This is a genomic window from Bradyrhizobium sp. GW821-FHT13H05, assembly GCF_058804065.1.
In genome coordinates this window covers 153520-170053 of the sequence record NZ_JBXAPO010000001.1, presented here as the reverse complement: position 1 = coordinate 170053, position 16534 = coordinate 153520, and the positions used below count along the sequence as shown (strand labels likewise).

The 16534-nt window shown below is 58.6% G+C and carries 16 protein-coding genes; 12 read left to right on the top strand and 4 right to left on the bottom strand.

Features of this window, described 5'->3' with window-relative positions:
- Window positions 1-41: 41 nt before the first annotated feature.
- Window positions 42-833: an alpha/beta fold hydrolase gene (locus tag AC1RR3_RS00770; RefSeq protein ID WP_492818367.1), complete on the top strand. Its 792-nt coding sequence runs from the start codon at window positions 42-44 to the stop codon at window positions 831-833.
- 80 nt (window positions 834-913) lie between these two features.
- A complete protein-coding gene (locus AC1RR3_RS00765; protein ID WP_492818365.1) occupies window positions 914-1615 on the top strand; it encodes an isochorismatase family protein in 702 nt (233 codons plus the stop codon).
- A gap of 169 nt (window positions 1616-1784) precedes the next feature.
- Here the strand turns inward: AC1RR3_RS00765 and AC1RR3_RS00760 are convergent, their stop codons facing one another.
- Window positions 1785-2579: an enoyl-CoA hydratase/isomerase family protein gene (locus AC1RR3_RS00760; protein ID WP_492818363.1), complete on the bottom strand. Its 795-nt coding sequence runs from the start codon at window positions 2577-2579 to the stop codon at window positions 1785-1787.
- A gap of 60 nt (window positions 2580-2639) precedes the next feature.
- Window positions 2640-3311, bottom strand: a complete 672-nt coding sequence (locus tag AC1RR3_RS00755) for a nitroreductase (protein ID WP_492818361.1) — start codon at window positions 3309-3311, stop codon at window positions 2640-2642.
- A 385-nt stretch (window positions 3312-3696) separates the two neighbouring features.
- Between AC1RR3_RS00755 and AC1RR3_RS00750 the strand changes: the two genes are divergently transcribed.
- From AC1RR3_RS00750 to AC1RR3_RS00735, 4 genes are all read left to right on the top strand, one after another.
- Complete coding sequence (locus AC1RR3_RS00750; protein WP_492818359.1) at window positions 3697-4353, top strand: TetR/AcrR family transcriptional regulator; 657 nt, start codon at window positions 3697-3699, stop codon at window positions 4351-4353.
- A gap of 581 nt (window positions 4354-4934) precedes the next feature.
- Complete coding sequence (locus AC1RR3_RS00745) at window positions 4935-6620, top strand: AMP-binding protein (protein WP_492818357.1); 1686 nt, start codon at window positions 4935-4937, stop codon at window positions 6618-6620.
- Between the two features lie 253 nt (window positions 6621-6873).
- Complete coding sequence (locus tag AC1RR3_RS00740; RefSeq protein ID WP_492818354.1) at window positions 6874-8097, top strand: ABC transporter substrate-binding protein; 1224 nt, start codon at window positions 6874-6876, stop codon at window positions 8095-8097.
- A 94-nt stretch (window positions 8098-8191) separates the two neighbouring features.
- Complete coding sequence (locus tag AC1RR3_RS00735) at window positions 8192-9658, top strand: flavin-containing monooxygenase (protein ID WP_492818352.1); 1467 nt, start codon at window positions 8192-8194, stop codon at window positions 9656-9658.
- 52 nt (window positions 9659-9710) lie between these two features.
- On the opposite strand, the gene AC1RR3_RS00730 is transcribed toward AC1RR3_RS00735, so the two are convergent.
- Window positions 9711-10106 (bottom strand): (R)-mandelonitrile lyase, encoded by a 396-nt coding sequence (locus AC1RR3_RS00730; protein WP_492818350.1) that lies wholly within the window; start codon window positions 10104-10106, stop codon window positions 9711-9713.
- Window positions 10107-10972: 866 nt separating this feature from the next.
- Here AC1RR3_RS00730 and AC1RR3_RS00725 point away from each other — a divergent pair.
- A complete protein-coding gene (locus AC1RR3_RS00725; RefSeq protein WP_492818348.1) occupies window positions 10973-11674 on the top strand; it encodes a carboxymuconolactone decarboxylase family protein in 702 nt (233 codons plus the stop codon).
- 30 nt (window positions 11675-11704) lie between these two features.
- Here AC1RR3_RS00725 and AC1RR3_RS00720 read toward each other — a convergent pair whose 3' ends face one another.
- Window positions 11705-12697 carry a LysR family transcriptional regulator gene (locus AC1RR3_RS00720; RefSeq protein ID WP_492818346.1) on the bottom strand — a complete coding sequence of 331 codons (993 nt, stop codon included), beginning with the start codon at window positions 12695-12697 and terminating at the stop codon, window positions 11705-11707.
- Window positions 12698-13189: 492 nt separating this feature from the next.
- Here AC1RR3_RS00720 and AC1RR3_RS00715 point away from each other — a divergent pair, with 492 nt between their 5' ends.
- From AC1RR3_RS00715 to AC1RR3_RS00695, 5 genes are all read left to right on the top strand, one after another.
- Window positions 13190-14170 (top strand): aldo/keto reductase, encoded by a 981-nt coding sequence (locus AC1RR3_RS00715; protein ID WP_492818344.1) that lies wholly within the window; start codon window positions 13190-13192, stop codon window positions 14168-14170.
- On the top strand, window positions 14167-14328 hold the full coding sequence (locus AC1RR3_RS00710) for an SDR family oxidoreductase (RefSeq protein WP_492819760.1): 162 nt from the start codon (window positions 14167-14169) through the stop codon (window positions 14326-14328). The genes AC1RR3_RS00715 and AC1RR3_RS00710 overlap by 4 nt, the downstream gene beginning before the upstream one ends.
- 68 nt (window positions 14329-14396) lie before the next feature.
- On the top strand, window positions 14397-14744 hold the full coding sequence (locus AC1RR3_RS00705; protein ID WP_492818342.1) for a putative quinol monooxygenase: 348 nt from the start codon (window positions 14397-14399) through the stop codon (window positions 14742-14744).
- Window positions 14745-14751: 7 nt separating this feature from the next.
- A complete protein-coding gene (locus tag AC1RR3_RS00700) occupies window positions 14752-15636 on the top strand; it encodes an aldo/keto reductase (RefSeq protein WP_492818340.1) in 885 nt (294 codons plus the stop codon).
- 71 nt (window positions 15637-15707) lie between these two features.
- Window positions 15708-16475, top strand: a complete 768-nt coding sequence (locus AC1RR3_RS00695) for an SDR family NAD(P)-dependent oxidoreductase (RefSeq protein WP_492818338.1) — start codon at window positions 15708-15710, stop codon at window positions 16473-16475.
- Window positions 16476-16534 lie beyond the last annotated feature (59 nt).

Below are 16534 nucleotides of genomic sequence, written 5' to 3'. Positions count from 1 at the left end.
TGGGGAACCAGTCTTCGCCGCTTTGAAATGTGGAGTAGCGCATGAAAAGAAGAAGCCTTTTGAGCCTTGCGGCTGCCCTCTCGCTGGCTGCCGGCGTCGCGATGGCGCGCAAAGCGGCGGCGGCATCGGGACGAACCTTCGTCCTAGTCCATGGTGCATTTCACGGCGGTTGGTGCTGGAGCCCGGTCGCGGACATCATCCGAGCGCAAGGCAATCGGGTCTTTGCGCCGACATTCACTGGTGTTGGCGAACGCGCGCATCTCCTCAATCCGACGATCGATCTGAATACACTGATCGACGACGTCACCGGTGTCATCGTGGCTGAGGAGCTCCACGACATCGTTCTGGTTGGCCACAGTTTCGGTGGTTACGTGATCAGCGGTGTGGCCGACCGGATGGCCGACCGTATCAGCGCCATGGTCTACCTCGATGCCCCGATGGGATCGAACGGCGTGTCGGTCTTTGGCGAGGCGCCAGCAGACGTTCGTAAGGCTCGAATGGATGCTGCGATCGATGTGAACGGCACACGGGCTATCGCGCCGCCATCCTCCAAAAATTTCGGGCTATCCGACCCCGCTCAGATCGCCTGGGTCGACCGCCGTATGACCCCGATGCCGCTCAAGGCTTATGATACTCCGTTGGTCTTGAAGGGGCCCCCTGGTGGCAATCTTCCAAAGCAGTTTATTCGCTGCACGACGCCTGCACTTCCGAATATCGAGGCATCCGCTCGTTATGCCAAGGAACATGGCTGGAAGTATTCCGAACTCCCGACCGGCCACGACGCCATGGTCTCGATGCCCAAGGAAGTGGCGGCGAAGTTGATGGCATCGTAACCGTCGCATTTTCTCGGTCATGACCGTGTGAGCGATTTTTTTGCTGAAAGTCATCCCCCTCCAACATTCATAAGCGTGGAATGTACGACAATATGAAAACTGTACTTGCAAGACGAGATTTGCTCCGAACGGGCCTTGCCGCGTCCATGCTGGCCGTCGCACCCACGATGGTGCCGGCGCAAGGCAAAGCCAGCGGCGATAGGGTGACGGCACGTGGAGGAGCGCGGATCGACTACAACGACGTGCAGGTCCTTTTCGCAGACCTTCAAGTCTCGCTGGTTGCGGGCAGCAAGACAGTCTCTCCCGAAGTCCTGGGCCGCTCCGCTGCGGCACTTGCAAAAGTCGCAACTGTCCTCAAGCTTCCAATGCTGTTCAGTGTGGTGCCGGAGCGCAAGGGAGAGCCCATCTTGATACCGGAGCTTCTGCCTTACGCGACGCAGGCCAATACCCTGAAGCGGACATTGACAGGTCCGTTCATGGACAAGGCGACGGTTTCAGCGCTCGCATCCAATAGGCGCAAGACGCTTGTCATTGCGGGATTTGCCGCCGAGGTGGTCGTTTTGCAGACGGTGTTGGACGCTGTTGCTGCGGGTCACAAGGTCCAATACGTCGTCGATGCAATTGGAGGACTGTCTCAACGGACGGAAGCTACGGCACTGCGCCAGGCAGAGCTTGCCGGAGCGATCCCGACGTCAGTCGTCAGTCTGACAACACGAATGACGCCTGACATCTTCCACTCGCCCGGTTCCGAAGCGTTCTCTGCCATTGTGCCTTTGTTATAGCGCTGTTGTGTCGATCGCGGTCTGAACGTCATCACCGGCGGCAGCCACTCCGTGAGAGCTGGTGCAGGAAGAGATAATGGCGCGGAGCTACGGCTTCTTTTCGCGCGCTATGGCCCGCCATAAAGGGCGGCAGGAGCTCGCCACCCCCACTTGGTCGGTCGGCATCGATCTATTTGTGTGTGAAGGTGGCCGGCCTCTTCTCGAGAAAGGCGCGGATGCCCTCCAGAGCATCGGGACCGGCGGCCACCCGCGACGCAACGTCGGATTCGACCGCAAGCCCGGCAACTGTCACGGTGGGACTGGATGCATTCACACATGCCCGGATCCCATCGATGGCGGGCTGGCTATACCGGGTTATCGAGCGCAAGAAAGTCAGAGCCTGATCCGCAAGAGGTTCATCAGAATCCGCCACGCGCGTGATTAGCCCGATGGCGAGCGCCTCGGCTGCGTCGATCGATCGTCCTGTGAGCATCAGATCTAACGCGCGAGAGGGGCCAACGAGAGCTGGCAATAACTGTGTCCCACCGTAGGCTGGGAGGGCACCGAGCTTGATTTCGGGTAACGACATCCGCGCATGCCGGGCAGCCAGCCGGAACGTGCAAGACATCGCGAGTTCGAGGCCGCCACCGAAGGCAAGGCCGTTGAGCGCGGCAACGCTCAGGATCGGCGCCTTGGACAGCCGGTAGAACAATTGGGTTGTCGTGCGCCCTTTGCTCCCGATCGCTTCGGCGGACAAGCCCGCGAGTTCCGATAGATCGGTCCCGGCCGAAAAAGCCCGATCGCCTTCTCCGATGATGATCAAGAAGCGCCCGCGCTGCTTCTCGAGCCGGTCAAGGCAGTCAGCGAGGCCTTGAAGCATCTGAACCGTCAGAGCGTTCAAGCGCGCGGGTCGCAACAGTCGAAATACCGCACCGTCGTCGTACCAATCGATGGAATAGTGGCCAGGGATATTCATCTCGCTCATCAGGACTGCTGCTCGCATTCAATGGGGATAGCTTGACCTGTTGGGCTCGACAGTCGCCGGTCAAAAGCCGCGCATTGTCACGTACTCGGCAGGATCAGCGCGATCGGCCCGGAGCGAATTGATTGGATGCTCTGAGGCTTCATAGCCGAGAGCCATGCCACAGAAGATCATAAGATTGGTCGGCAGTTCGATGAATTCCGCGATGGTCTTGTGCCAGGCGGCCCAGGCTTCCTGCGGACAAGAGCTAAGCCCATTTTCCACGGCGAGAAGCATGATCGACTGCATGTACATGCCAAGGTCGGCCCACTGTCCGGGCTGCATCTGGCGATCGATGGCGAAGAAAAGGCCGACGGGAGCCCCAAAGAATTCGTAGTTCTTGGCGAGTTGTTGGAGGCGTCGGGGCTTCTCGTCGCGCGGAATGCCGAGCGTCCGGTAGAGGTCCTCCCCATTCTGGAACCGCCTGCTTCTGTAAGGTTCGGTCAATCCCGGCGGGTAGATGTTATACTCCGTCCCTTCTCCCATAGGGGTGACCTCCATGCGCGCGGCGATCAGCGCCTTGAAACGTGCCAGTTCGTCGCCTGCCAGAGCCCAGACATGCCATGGTTGTACGTTTCCACCGGACGGCGCCCGCCCCGCTGCAACCAGAATTGTCTCAAGCAAATCCCGCGCGACGGGCTTCTTCAAGAACGCCCGGACAGATCTGCGAGACTTCAACGCATCGGCAACAGTCATATAAAGATCCTGGATTGGAGCAATATTCTGCAAGAACTCAGTCGAGCTAGACCTTCCTCTTGCTCGCACCGAGTGCGTGCTTGTGACCTCGGACCTATCCGGAAGCCCGTCTCGACCGACCAGCAATCGCAACTCCGCGACGTCGGGCGTCAGCATGCGGTCGATGGAGCGCGTTCCGAAGCCCTGGATGAATTCTAAACCTAATTCGAATTAGAAATCAACCGCGCAGGCGGGTCGAGCCTCCCCGGGGCAGGCTTCCGCAGGTCCTGCGGCGCAGGAAAATACTGAGCGGCATGACAGCGGTCTTAGCGGTGAGCAACGGTGACGGCCGTGGCGAATGCTGATAGGGTCTGCTGCATCACTCTCAAAAGGGGCTCTAGAGCAGGTGGATACGCGATCCAGCATCGAATCAAGGCCGCGCAGCGAGCGGAAGCGGCGGCAAATTCTGGATGCAGCTGCGGCTGTTATCGCGGAACGCGGCTATGCCCATGCGGTTCTGAATGAAATCGCTGCGCGCGCCAAGACTCATGCCGGCAGTTTGTATTATCACTTCGACTCGAGAGAAGAACTGGTCGAAGAAGTGCTGAGGAAGGGCGTCGAGATGACGTTTGGTCGCGCGCAAGAAGTCGTCGCGGCTCTTCCTCGATCGTCGACGCCTCGACAGCGCCTTGAGGCTGCCATCCGGTCACACCTGCTCCTGATGCTGGCCGAAAGCAACTACGCTCGGGCTACCGCGAGATTGATAGGACAAGTTTCGCAAGAAACGACCGAGCGGATCAAGGTCGAATACAATCGATATGGCAAATTCCTTGATAAGCTCATCAAGGCAGCGATGAAATCCGGCGAACTAGATCCTGGAATCGACCCGGGGGCTTACCGGCTTTTGATTTATAGCGCCGTCAACGCTGCGCCCGAATGGTTTCGTCCGAACGGCCGGTTGTCCGCGGAGCAACTGGCCGACTTCTTCGTAAAGATGGTCATGGACGGTGTCAGTGCGTCGAAACGAGGTAGGGGTGCAGTCCGCGGGCGCACGAAGAATTGAGTTGATGGCGGCGCGTTTCCCTAAAGAGCAGTTGCCGCGTGTCTGAAAGTGACGGTCCGACTTGAGGAGCAGTCGATAGCAGCCCCTCGCATGCCAGCGAACGCTTTGAGTTCGACTTCAACGTCGGCGGTGTGGCTGTCAGGCTACCGGGTGACGCCGGGAAGCAAGCGCCTGCCGCTTCCGGCTGAACAAGGTGTCGGCGTTTCGGTCAGGTTCGTCCCATTTGTTTGCAGGCCTAGCGGCGGATGACCCGCCGATGTTTCCCACGTCAAACTGCGTATCACGAGGTTCATGGGACAGCAGATTCGCTGCCCGTCTTCGTGTCTCGCTTTCCATAATCTGTTGACCTGTTCGACGTCGGGACGTCCGACGCCGTTCCAAAAATCCGTTTTCTAAATTAAATTAGATTTCGAGGTGGGCTCGGATTGACATCTAAAATGAATTAGAATAATTCCCGACTTAAGAAGAGTCGCAAAAATCGTGAGGAAACCATCGACGTTTGCGCTCTCTGACGTGGCGGCTGTCGAGATGGCTAGGTGCCGGCTGTGTCGATTCGCTCTCATCACCTCAGGAGATTGCCGATGCTGTACTATCCGGAATTCGCGCCTCGATTTCCGAAAGAGCAGTGGACGGTGTCCGCTGTGTTGCAACATCAAGCGGCTCGCATCGGCGATCGTCCCTTCTTGCAATGGACAACGAACCAGCCCGCGCTGACATTTTCTGACGTCAACTCACGCGTCAACCGCCTGGCCCGCGGTCTTCAGAGACTTGGCATAGGCAAGGGCGACCGCGTCATTCTCTTCCTTCCGAACTGCCTTGAGTACGTGCTTCTGTGGTTCGCGGCCAACAAGATCGGCGCGGTCGAAGTCGCGATCAATCCGGACTATCGCGGCACTTTCTTCGAGCATCAGGTCAACGTTTGCCGCGCGGAGACGATTGTTGCTCCCGTCGATGCATTGGAATTCATTCAACGAAGCGCGCCACGGCTGTCGTATCTGAGGAGAATTGTGGCGTGGACTGATGATTCCATCATCCCAAAACCCGCAGCTAGCGGCGGTTCGCTCGAGGTTCACGACCTTTCGGAGCTCAATTCCGACCACTCCAGCGATCCTGACGTCGACGTGAGTCCCCGCGACCTCGGAGCAATTCTCTATACATCGGGAACGACCGGGCTTTCGAAGGGTGTGTTGATGCCGCATGCTCAGATGTATTTGTTTGCTGAGCTGGATGCGCAACTGGTCAAGCTCTCAAAGGATGATGTCTATTCCACGAGCTTTCCGTTCTTCCACGGCAATGCGCAGTTTCTGACGATATATCCCTGTCTGATCTATGGCGCTCGATGCGTTCTCTTCAGAAAGTTCAGTGCGACGGACTGGCTTCGGCGGGTGATCGACAGTCAGTCAACGATCGTGAACTCGGTTGGCGTCACACTGCCGTTCATCATGGCGCAGCCGCCGACAGCGAGCGATCGCAAGCACAATCTCCGTTGCATGTTCGCTGCACCGACGCCCCACGATATGATGGGGCGGTTCAAGCAAAGATTTGGCGAGATGGAGGTCGTGGAGGCGTTCGGACAAACCGAGATCTGCATGCCGATGTTGGCCCCATACGGCATCCACCGTCCAAAGGGTGCATGTGGCGTACAGGTGAAACAATGGTTCGACGTCAAGCTTGTCGATCCGGAAACGGACTTGCCGGTGAGGACCGGCGAAATCGGCGAGCTCGTGGTGAGATCAAGGGAGCCTTGGACCCTTAACCAAGGATACGTAAGCATGCCCGAGAAGACTGCCGAGGCGTTCCGAAATCAATGGTTTCATACCGGGGATGCCCTCAAACAGGACGAGCAGGGCTGGTTCTATTTCGTAGACCGCATCAAAGACGCTCTGAGGCGACGAGGCGAAAACATTTCGTCATTCGAAGTCGAGGAACAGATTCGGGAGCATCCCGCGATTGAGGATGTGGCGGTGATTGGTGTGCCTGCGGACGAGGAGGCCGGAGAAGACGAGGTCAAGGCGTGCATCATTCTGAAGCGTGATCACTGCCTGGAGCCCGAGGCGCTGATCGAGTGGTGTAACGGTCGTCTGCCAAGCTTTGCAATTCCGCGCTATCTGCAATTCTACACCGAGTTTCCCAAAACCCCGTCAGAACGCGTTCAGAAAGTCAAATTGCGCGAAGGCGTCGCAAGAGTAGGGGAGTGGGATCGGCTCAAGCAGTCGCAATATACCCAGGTTATGAGCGGCGCCAGCATCAGAGGAGGCTCGCGTTGAGCTTGGTCTGGTCAAAGACCAGCCAGCGGCAAGAGCAGAACATGAATGGACTTTCTCGACCGAATATGGGGAGCGCGCGTCGCGGTGCTGGAAAAGCGGACAGGACGGTCCTCGATGATCTGGCCGTCTCTGACCAAAGCCCGAGCGAGTAACGAGGAAGGGTTCTGAGATGTCCATCTGACGAAATGCATCATCGATCGGCTTTGGCGAAGGCTCGTGCGGGGCCCGCCGAGAGGAAACGAAGGAGGCCATAATGCGCTCTGTAAATCGGAAGACGCCGTCCCTATCGGTTGCGCTGGTTCTGCTTGCAGCAAGCGTTGGCTCCGTGTCTGCGCAAAAGAAGTATGATGTCGGAGCAAGCGACACTGAGATCAAGATCGGTCAATTGAGCCCCTATAGCGGTCCTGCTTCGGCCTACGCCGTAATCGGAAAAACGGAAGAGGCCTACTTTAAGAAGATCAATGACGATGGCGGAATTAATGGCCGCAAGATCAATTTCATCACCTACGACGATGGGTACAGCCCGCCGAAGGCTATCGAGCAGGTCCGAAAGCTTGTCGAGGCCGATGAAGTGCTCCTTACCTTTCAGCTGGTGGGGACGCCTTCCAATGCGGCCGTGCAAAAGTATCTGAATCAGAAGAAGGTACCGCATCTCTTTGTCGCCAGCGGCGCAACGCGATGGAACGATCGGCAGCACTTCCCGTGGACCATGGGCTGGCAGCCTAGCTACCAAAGCGAGGCAAGAATCTACGCAAAATACATATTGAGGACGAAGCCGGATGCGCGGATCGCGGTTCTTTATCAAAATGACGATTTTGGAAAGGACTACCTCAAAGGCTTGAAAGACGGTCTTGGGGAAAAAGTGTCGCTTATCGTTGCCGAAGCGAGCTACGAGACATCGCAGCCGACGGTCGAGTCTCAGATCGTAAAGTTCAAGTCGGAGAATGCGGACGTCTTTGTGGATGTGGCGACGCCCAAATTCGCGGCGCAGGCCATCCGTAAGGTCGCCGAGCTGGGCTGGAAGCCGCTTCATATTCTGCCGAACAATTCGACCTCGATCGGGAGCGTCATGAAGCCCGCGGGTCTCGAAAACGGTCAGGACATCATCTCGGTCGTCTACCTGAAGGACCCTGTGGATCCGCAATGGAAAGATGATGCCGGCATGAAGGCCTACCTCAACTTTCTAGCAAAGTATATGCCAGGAGCGGATAGGTCGGACAACATGCAAATCTATGCGTACAGCGCCGCGCAGACGCTCGCTTACGTCTTGACGCAGTGTGGCGACGATCTCACGCGCGAGAACGTGATGAAACAGGCAGCGAGCATCAAGGATCTTCAGCTGCAAGGATTGCTGCCGGGAATTCTCGTCAACACCAGCGCCACGGATTTCGAACCAATCGAGCAGCTGCAGCTCATGAAGTTCAAGGGGGAACGCTGGGAATTGCTCGATCAAGTCCTGAGCGGAAAGTCAGATTGAGGATATCCGCGAAATTGAGCGGTTCCCAGAGATGTCGATCTCAATCAATAGGTATCGAAATGCCCGTCGAACGGGACTGTTGAAAGAAGCAAAGATGACGAAGAAGGGACGAGCTCCGTTCGAGGTTGCCATTATTGGTGCCGGCGCCTCCGGCATTGCGATGGCGGCAAATTTGAAGCGAGCAGGGATAGCCTTCACGATCTTCGAGCGTGCCGACGATGTGGGAGGGACCTGGCGTGACAACACCTATCCTGGCCTGACTTGCGACGTTCCTTCGCACCTTTACCGGTACTCGTTTGCGCCGAACGCCGAATGGAGCCGCGAGTATTCGCCTGCTGCGGAGATTCACGCCTATTTTCGGGGGGTGGCGGAACAGCTCGGCATTATCGAACAAGTCCGGTTCTCGAGCGAAGTCACGAAGGCCGAGTTTGTCGGCGATGGAATGTGGCGGATTGCGACCGTACGAGGCGACGAAGGCCTGTTCAATGTCGTCGTCGCGGCGACCGGCGTGTTGCACAAGCCTGTGCTACCGGAAATCGAAGGGCGTGACAGCTTTGCCGGAGTAGCCTTCCATAGTTCGAAATGGGACCATACCATCCCGCTCGCCGGCAAGCGTGTCGGCATTATCGGCACGGGATCGACTGCTACACAGATTTTGCCCGCTATCGTCGGTGAAGTGGCATCAGTGTCACTGTTCCAGCGGACGCCACAGTGGATCGTCAACGTTCCGAACAACCCGTTTCCTGAAGAAAAGAAGACAGCGTTTCGGACGGAACCGCGGAAGATGGCGGAGCTTTACCAGAATCTCAACAACCTGTTCAATCAGAGGTTCGCGGCGTCTCTGGTCGGAGAGAACGATGCTGGCCTTGCCGAGATGGCGCGGCTGTGCCGGCAGAATCTTGAAGAGAATGTGCAGGATCCGGATCTTCGCCGACGATTGACGCCATCCTATCAGGCTGGATGTAAGCGTCTGATCGTTTCGGACAAGTTCTATCCGGCGATACAGCAACCGAACGCCCACTTGGTCGATACTCCGATCACGCGAATCGAGGCCGTCGGGGTTCGGACGAGCGATGGCGTCCTGCATCAGCTTGATGCGCTTGTCTACGCGACCGGTTTCGATCCGTTCGCCTTCTTCCGCCCGGCGGTGATCATCGGTCGAGATGGAATCAGCCTCAACCAGCGCTGGAAGGATTCGTGCCGGGCATATCGCTCGGTTGCCGTGTCAGGGTGCCCCAATCTGTTCTTCGTCGGCGGGCCGAACAGTCCGATCGGCAACTTCTCGTTCCTGCGCACAGCCGAGGTTCAGATCGGCTATGCGATGGAACTCATCAAGCAGTTGGCCGATGGGACTTATCGTGAGGTCGAGCCGACTGAAGAAGCGACCGACACATTCAACGCCGAGGTCGAAGAGGCAATCAAGCATACGGTTTGGGTAACCGGGGGATGCAAGAGTTGGTACTTCGACAAGCAGGGCAAGGTCGTCTCATGGCCCTGGTCATACGCGCGTTTTGAAGCCGATCTGAAGCAACCTCGTATCGAGGAGTTCAGGGTAATCTGAAGATCGAACCTCGGAGGGATCCGGTACAGCAGCGGCTGCGCCGCGTCGGGAATCATCCCGCATAATCTGCGTCGGTGACTTTTTCCATCCAGTCGACATTTTTCCCATCGAGAGCCTCAACTATTGCGATGTGGGACATTGCCGTGGTGGCGGTCGCGCCGTGCCAGTGTTTTTCGCCGGGAGCGAACCAGACCACATCGCCGGGGTGGATCTCCTCTTTCGGGTCGCCCTCGACCTGCACCCATCCGCAGCCAGACATCACAATCAGAGTCTGGCCTAGCGGATGCGTGTGCCAGGCTGTGCGAGCACCCGGCTCGAATGTGACCGTCGCGCCTACAATCCGCGCGGGAGCGGTACCTTGAAACCGCGTATCTGTCCGCACGGAGCCGGTGAAATATTCGGCGGGGCCTTTGCTGGACGGCTGTAAACCGACGCGCGAAATCTGCATAGTGACTTTCCTCTCCTGCGCCATAATCCCTCTCGTCGCAGCGACTGCGGCAAGGCCCCCGGCGGCAGCAACCATGTGTCTCCGAGTAATCATCATTCATCCATGCGTCTTGTCGCCGGCGCAACGAGTCCCGCTACTTTCAATTCGGTGCAAGTCTCTGGTTGAGTACCGCTGGCGCCAAACTTAATGCGCGGCATAACATGAAACCAGATGTTGTTATTCGCATGCGGTTGTGAAGGGCGCTCACGAATAGTGCGCAGTGGCGCACCCCAGGGGCGCGTTCCAGCGCTAGGTTAACACGAACTCAAGATCTCGCTCAGAAATTGGGGGAGGCGGTTACACGATCGCCGTCTTACCGTGCCCGGGACCGTGAGGAAGCCGCGCGGTGTTGGCTGGCTGGCTGGCTGCCGCGCCACGCTCGACGTCAACCTGAACGCGTGCGATCCACAAGCAGCGCATGACATAGCGCAATCGCTCGACCCCTGTCCATTGGTGCTGAGCGACTTGCAAGAACGCTGTCGATCCCGCCTCACAACATCATCTGGTTGGCAGCCGTTTTCGCTATGGTTTGGTTCGGTCGCGCACCGCTGTGGCCGGCGCGGCTCAAGCCGATATCGTGGACTGAACTAGACCCGAATGAGACTCGACGCTGAGCAGTGCGATCACGCAAGGAGGGTTGGATTGATGAGCCAGAGACACAACCGCATCCAGTATCGGAGGTCTAATCTCCGGGGTTTCCAGGCCATATCATTTTACGAGACGGAGGCGCATTCCTTTTGGAGCGAATAATTTGCCCGGCTAGATCGCGCTGTCTTTTGTTCTGCCATCCGCCTGCCGTCCCGCGAACGCTTAACAGGAGAACGCCCATGTCGAACACACCCACGCCGAGCCTGGAAGACGTCCGCTCGGTCTCCCCAGCTCTCGAACGTTACATGGCTGAATCGTTGCTGGGCGAGGTTTGGTCGCGTCCCGACTTGTCTCCGCGCGATCGCAGCATCGCTACCTTGGCTGTCCTGGTTGCACGCAATCAGATGGTGGAGATGCCCTCCCAACTCAACAGAGCCCTCGATAACGCGGTCACGCCGGCGGAAATCTCGGAGATCATCACGCATCTGGCGTTCTACTCCGGCTGGGGCAACGCGTTGTCGGCTGTGAGCGTCGCGAAGACCGTCTTCGCTGGTCGAGGCGTGACTGTTGAGCAACTGCCGACCGCCGCACCGAAGCTCCTACCGATCGATCAGGAGGCCGAGGCCAAGCGCGAAGCCACTGCCCAACAAATCTCCGGCGCCGTCGCCCCTGGTGTCGTGGACTATACGCGGGACCTGCTATTCAAGGATCTGTGGCTGCGTCCAGACCTGGCGCCGCGCGACCGCAGTCTCATCACTGTCAGCGGCCTGATCGCTGCGGGTCAAGTCGTTCAGATCACCTACCACCTGAACCGCGCGATGGACAACGGCTTAACCCGTGCACAGGTGTCCGAATTGCTCACTCATCTTGCTTTCTACACGGGTTGGCCCAACGTCTTCTCGGCGATCCCCGTCGTAAAGGCGGTGTTCGAGAGCCGCTAGAAGACCAACGGACATTCTTTGGTTGGGTGGCTAGGCCCTTCGTCCAGTTTTCCCGGGGCGCCGGAACTTCACCTCGGTTCGGTCCGAAACCTCCGACGCGGAGTCTTGCGGACCACCGTGTGAAGGACTTGCCGCTCGGTAACGAAGGGCCTCAGTCAGGATCTTGAACGCTGGCGTATGTTGGCGTCGGCTTGGGTAGTAAAGGTGATAGCCAGCGAAGGGCGTGCTCCAATCGGATAGGACCGGCACCAATCGCCCTTCAACGATGTCAGCCTTTGCGAATTCCTCAGAGAGGCAGGCCACGCCCAAGCCGTCGACGGCCGCTTGGCGCATCTGGATAATGCTGTTTAGGATCAACTGTCCCTCAACCCGCATCCGGAATTCGCGACCAGCCTTCTCGAATTCCCAGGCATAGAGGCCGCCTTGTGTCGGTAGCCGTATGTTGATGCAGTTGTGCGCCATCAGCTCTTGCGGGGTATTGGGCTTCGAATGCAGCGCCCAGTAGGCCGGTGAGGCCATAGCCAACATGCGCATATCAGGCGCGATCGGTACAGCAATCATGTCCTTAGCCACAACTTCGCCGATCCGTACGCCGGCATCGTACCGTTCGGCGACGATGTCGATCAGACCATTCTCGGTCACAATCTCGACGTTGATGTCAGGATAGTTCGGCAGGATCTTCTGCATTGCCGGGAGGAGTAACGTTGTGACGGCATGCTCGTCTGCGCTGATGCGAACATGGCCCGCTGGCTTCTCTCTCAGATCGCTCAGCGCGGCGATCTCAGCGTCGATTTCGTCGAACCTGGGCCCAATGCTGCGGAGGAGACGTTCGCCCGCTTCGGTTGGCGTGACGCTCCGTGTGGTTCTGGAAAGGAGCCGGACGCCCAACCGCTCTTCCAACTGACGCATGATGTGGCTTAAGGCCGATGGCGACACGCGAAGTCGGGCGGCGGCACGAGTGAAACTCCCCTCACGCGCCACTGCAAGAAAAGCCACTAGATCGTTGGCATCCGTTCGTTCCATTCCTGAGCCCTAATCACAAGTGCATGAGAATAATAGCACGCAATCGCATGGAGTTGCGAGCGCCAAAGTCACGCGAGTAGGACCCAATCCATTGGTAGAAAGCGTGAAATCTTGAACGTGTGTTCGTCGATCGCGCGGTCCCTCGGAGCCTCATTGAGCTCATCCTGTTCGGCGCATTCCAAGTTGCGCAACGCCCTATACACGCGAAATGCTTTTCCGCGATCGCGCGCGGACTTTCGGCATTTTTTGGCTCAGAACATGTAAGCCGGCAGTCGAGAAGCCTAGCGCCAGCCACTGGTGGACGCAGTTGCAGGCCATCCCGATTGCTGACCCCGCCTCACAAGTTCATGCGCATAATGCCCACTAATGGCATTTCCGAGCATCCATTAGATTATTTGGTGATCCAATCGCTCGCAGTCGAGGTCCTTCGAGCCTCGCGATCGATCAATAACTAGCCCCTGCCTGATTGGGGCGCTTAAAGGAGATTCAAGCATGCAAAAGCGCACACTCGGAAAAGGCGGCCTTGAGGTTTCGGCCCTCGGCCTAGGCTGCATGGGTCTGACCTTCGGCTATGGTCCTGCCACCGAAACCGCCGAAGCCGTCAACCTCATCCGCGCCGCCTTCGAGCGCGGCGTGACTTTCTTCGACACGGCCGAAGCCTATGGCGCCCTGAATGAAGAAATGGTCGGCGAGGCCATAGCCCCTTTCCGTGACAAGGTGGTGATCGGCACCAAGTTTGGGTTCAAGGATGGTAGCCCAGCGGCGGGTCTCGACAGCCGCCCGGAACGAATCCGTCTGGTGGCCGAGCAATCGCTGAAACGTCTCCAGACCGATGTCATCGACCTGTTCTACCAGCATCGCGTCGATCCCAACGTGCCGATCGAGGACGTCGCTGGCGCGGTCAAGGACCTGATCGCTGAAGGTAAGGTCAAGTATTTCGGCATGTCAGAAGCCGGCGTACAGATGATCCGCCGCGCTCACGCCGTGCAGCCGCTCGCCGCTTTGCAGAGCGAATATTCGATGTTCACGCGTGAGCCAGAAATAGAAATCCTTCCGATGCTGGAGGAACTGGGTATTGGCTTTGTTTGCTTCAGCCCGCTCGGCAAGGGCTTCCTAACCGGCAAGATCGACACCAGCACGACCTTCAAGGAAGGCGATATCCGCAACACGCTGCCACGCTTCCAGGATGAGGCAAAGGAAGCCAATGCGAAGCTTGTCGCTTTGATCGGTAACATCGCCTCGCGCAAGAACGCCACGCCGGCACAGGTCGCGCTGGCCTGGCTACTGACCCAGAAGCCGTGGATCGTGCCGATCCCGGGCACCACTAAACTCCACCGTCTGGAGGAGAATGTCGGCGGCGCCAAGGTCGAGCTTACCGCGGACGATCTGCGTGAGCTGGGCGACTTGCTGGCCAAGCAGCCGGTCCAAGGTGAACGGTATACCGCCCAGATGATGAAGACCATCAACCGCTGACCAAGCAGCAGATCGCCGACTACGCCGATCGAGTCTCCGGCGAGATACCAGTAGGGCGTGTCGGAACGGCGGAAAATGTCGGCGATGCCTTGGTGTTCCTGGCGTCCAACGCCAGCCGCTACGTCCGTGGGTCGACATGGTCGTCGATGGCGGCGTGACCCGCGTCTACGCCGGCAAGAACTGAGCGGAGAAATCTATCCAGCTCGGCTTCAACCCGGCGCAGCGCATGCGTCAGAAAGAGCAGATCATGGAAAGCACGAAGTCAGAAGAGCGGCACATCATCTGTGAACTGCGTTGCGAGACGCGTGATCGAGAGAAAGTTCACAGCCTCGTCCTGCAGTTTGTCGAGCCTGCCCGGCGCGAAGCGGGCTGCCTCTACTACGATATCTATCAAAAGATGGACGATCCTAACACGTTTTACATCATAGACGGTTGGGCGAACCAGGAAGCGGTCGACTCTCACGCCAACAGTCCTCACGTGGCGAAGGTGATGGAGGAACTCGGCCCACTACTCGTCTTCGGCCCGTTCATCACCCTCAACAGCCGAGTTAGTGACTGCGACCAAGCGAGATAGGTGTGACATGACCGCAAGAGAGCCTTTCCTCACCCTCAACAATGGCGTGCAGATGCCCGCCCTCGGCCTCGGCGTATTCCAATCCAAGCCGGAAGAGACGACGGCCGCCGTTGAGGCTGCCCTGAACGACGGCTATCGCCTCATTGACACGGCCGCCGCCTATTTCAACGAGCGGGAAGTGGGCGAAGGCATCCGGCGAGCCGAGATCGATCGTTCGGAAATCTTTGTCGAGACCAAGGTGTGGATTACCAACTATGGCTACGACTCAGCGCTGCGAGCCTTCGACGTCAGCCTCAGGAAGCTCGGCCTCGAACAGCTTGATCTGTGGTTGCTGCACCAACCCCTCGCCTCGGAATTCGACAAGACTATACAGGCCTACAAGGCAGCGGAGAGGCTCCTCGCGGACGGTCGTGTGCGCGCCATCGGGGTCTCGAACCTGACGCCGGCGAAACTCGATGAACTCATCTCCCGTACCGAAATCGTGCCGGCGGTGAACCAGATCCAAATTCACCCCTACTATACCCAGCCTGCCCTGCGAGCGGCGAATGCCCGACATGGCGTCCTTACGCAAAGCTGGTCGCCGATCGGCGGCGCGTACACCTACCGCGGCGCTGAGAAAAACCCCCTCCAGGACGCGGTGATCACGGCCCTGGCGCAGAAGTACGCCAAGACGTCCGCGCAGATCATCCTGCGCTGGCACCTTGATCACGGCTTCTCGGCGATTCCGAAGTCGGTGAAGCCCCACCGCATCGCCGAGAACTTCAATGTCTTCGACTTCTCCCTGACGGCTGATGAGATCGCGGCGATCGACGCCCTCGACACCGGCGTGCGCGGCGGCCCCGATCCGGACTCGCTGAATCTCGCAAGCCACGGCTTTGCCATTCCCGACTAGGGACGAAGCCAAGAGAGGTCATACGCGCCTCTCTCGCTTCGGAGATTCGCCAGCTTCAGAAAGGACGCTCCATGGGTCGCATCTTCATCACAGGCTCCACCGATGGGCTCGGCCTCGCCGCGTCACGCAATCTCATGAGCGAGGGCAATGACGTCGTTGTGCATGCGCGTTCTCGGCAGCGAGCATCCGCAGTCGCCGATCTGGGTCCCCGTTGCGCGGGAATTGTCATCGGGGATCTCAGGAGCGCCGCCGAGACCCGATCGATCGCCGACCAGGTGAACGCCATCGGACGCATGGACGCTGTCATCCACAACGCCGGCATCTACCTTGCGCCGAGCCGGGGCGAGACGCCGGAGGGCCACGCGACAACCTTGGCCGTGAACACACTCGCCCCCTACGTGCTGACCGCACTGATCGAGCGTCCGAATCGTCTAATCTATCTCAGCAGCGGCATGCATCGCAGCGGCGGGGGTTCGCTGCAGGACATCGACTGGACTACGCGACGCTGGGACGCGACTCAGGCTTATTGCGAAAGCAAACTCCAGGTCGCGGCGCTCGCCGTCGCGGTCGCCCGGCACTGGCCGGAGGTGCTGAGCAACGCCGTCGATCCCGGCTGGGTGCCCACCAAAATGGGCGGTTCCGGGGCCCCCGACGACCTGAAGATGGGACATCTCACCCAGACCTGGCTCGCCATCAGCAACGATCCCGCCGCGACAATCAGTGGTGGATACTGGCATCACCGGAAACAGCAGAAGCCTGCCGCAGAGGTGCTGGACCCCGCCTTCCAAGATCAGCTCACGGCCAAGCTCGCCGAACTGACAGGAATTTCGCTCTTCTGAGGTCGGTGTGGAGGCGCGTCGACCTTCTCGCGTCCTCCCTCAGAAGTCGCATGCAGAGA

Bases quoted from the DNA above. Each gene is read 5' to 3' on its own strand.
- AC1RR3_RS00770 (WP_492818367.1), top strand. From the start codon at position 42: ATGAAAAGAAGAAGCCTTTTGAGCCTTGCGGCTGCCCTCTCGCTGGCT.
- AC1RR3_RS00765 (WP_492818365.1), top strand. From the start codon at position 914: ATGTACGACAATATGAAAACTGTACTTGCAAGACGAGATTTGCTCCGA.
- AC1RR3_RS00760 (WP_492818363.1), bottom strand. From the start codon at position 2,579: ATGAGCGAGATGAATATCCCTGGCCACTATTCCATCGATTGGTACGAC.
- AC1RR3_RS00755 (WP_492818361.1), bottom strand. From the start codon at position 3,311: ATGACTGTTGCCGATGCGTTGAAGTCTCGCAGATCTGTCCGGGCGTTC.
- AC1RR3_RS00745 (WP_492818357.1), top strand. From the start codon at position 4,935: ATGCTGTACTATCCGGAATTCGCGCCTCGATTTCCGAAAGAGCAGTGG.
- AC1RR3_RS00740 (WP_492818354.1), top strand. From the start codon at position 6,874: ATGCGCTCTGTAAATCGGAAGACGCCGTCCCTATCGGTTGCGCTGGTT.
- AC1RR3_RS00735 (WP_492818352.1), top strand. From the start codon at position 8,192: ATGACGAAGAAGGGACGAGCTCCGTTCGAGGTTGCCATTATTGGTGCC.
- AC1RR3_RS00730 (WP_492818350.1), bottom strand. From the start codon at position 10,106: ATGCAGATTTCGCGCGTCGGTTTACAGCCGTCCAGCAAAGGCCCCGCC.
- AC1RR3_RS00725 (WP_492818348.1), top strand. From the start codon at position 10,973: ATGTCGAACACACCCACGCCGAGCCTGGAAGACGTCCGCTCGGTCTCC.
- AC1RR3_RS00720 (WP_492818346.1), bottom strand. From the start codon at position 12,697: ATGGAACGAACGGATGCCAACGATCTAGTGGCTTTTCTTGCAGTGGCG.
- AC1RR3_RS00715 (WP_492818344.1), top strand. From the start codon at position 13,190: ATGCAAAAGCGCACACTCGGAAAAGGCGGCCTTGAGGTTTCGGCCCTC.
- AC1RR3_RS00705 (WP_492818342.1), top strand. From the start codon at position 14,397: ATGCGTCAGAAAGAGCAGATCATGGAAAGCACGAAGTCAGAAGAGCGG.
- AC1RR3_RS00700 (WP_492818340.1), top strand. From the start codon at position 14,752: ATGACCGCAAGAGAGCCTTTCCTCACCCTCAACAATGGCGTGCAGATG.
- AC1RR3_RS00695 (WP_492818338.1), top strand. From the start codon at position 15,708: ATGGGTCGCATCTTCATCACAGGCTCCACCGATGGGCTCGGCCTCGCC.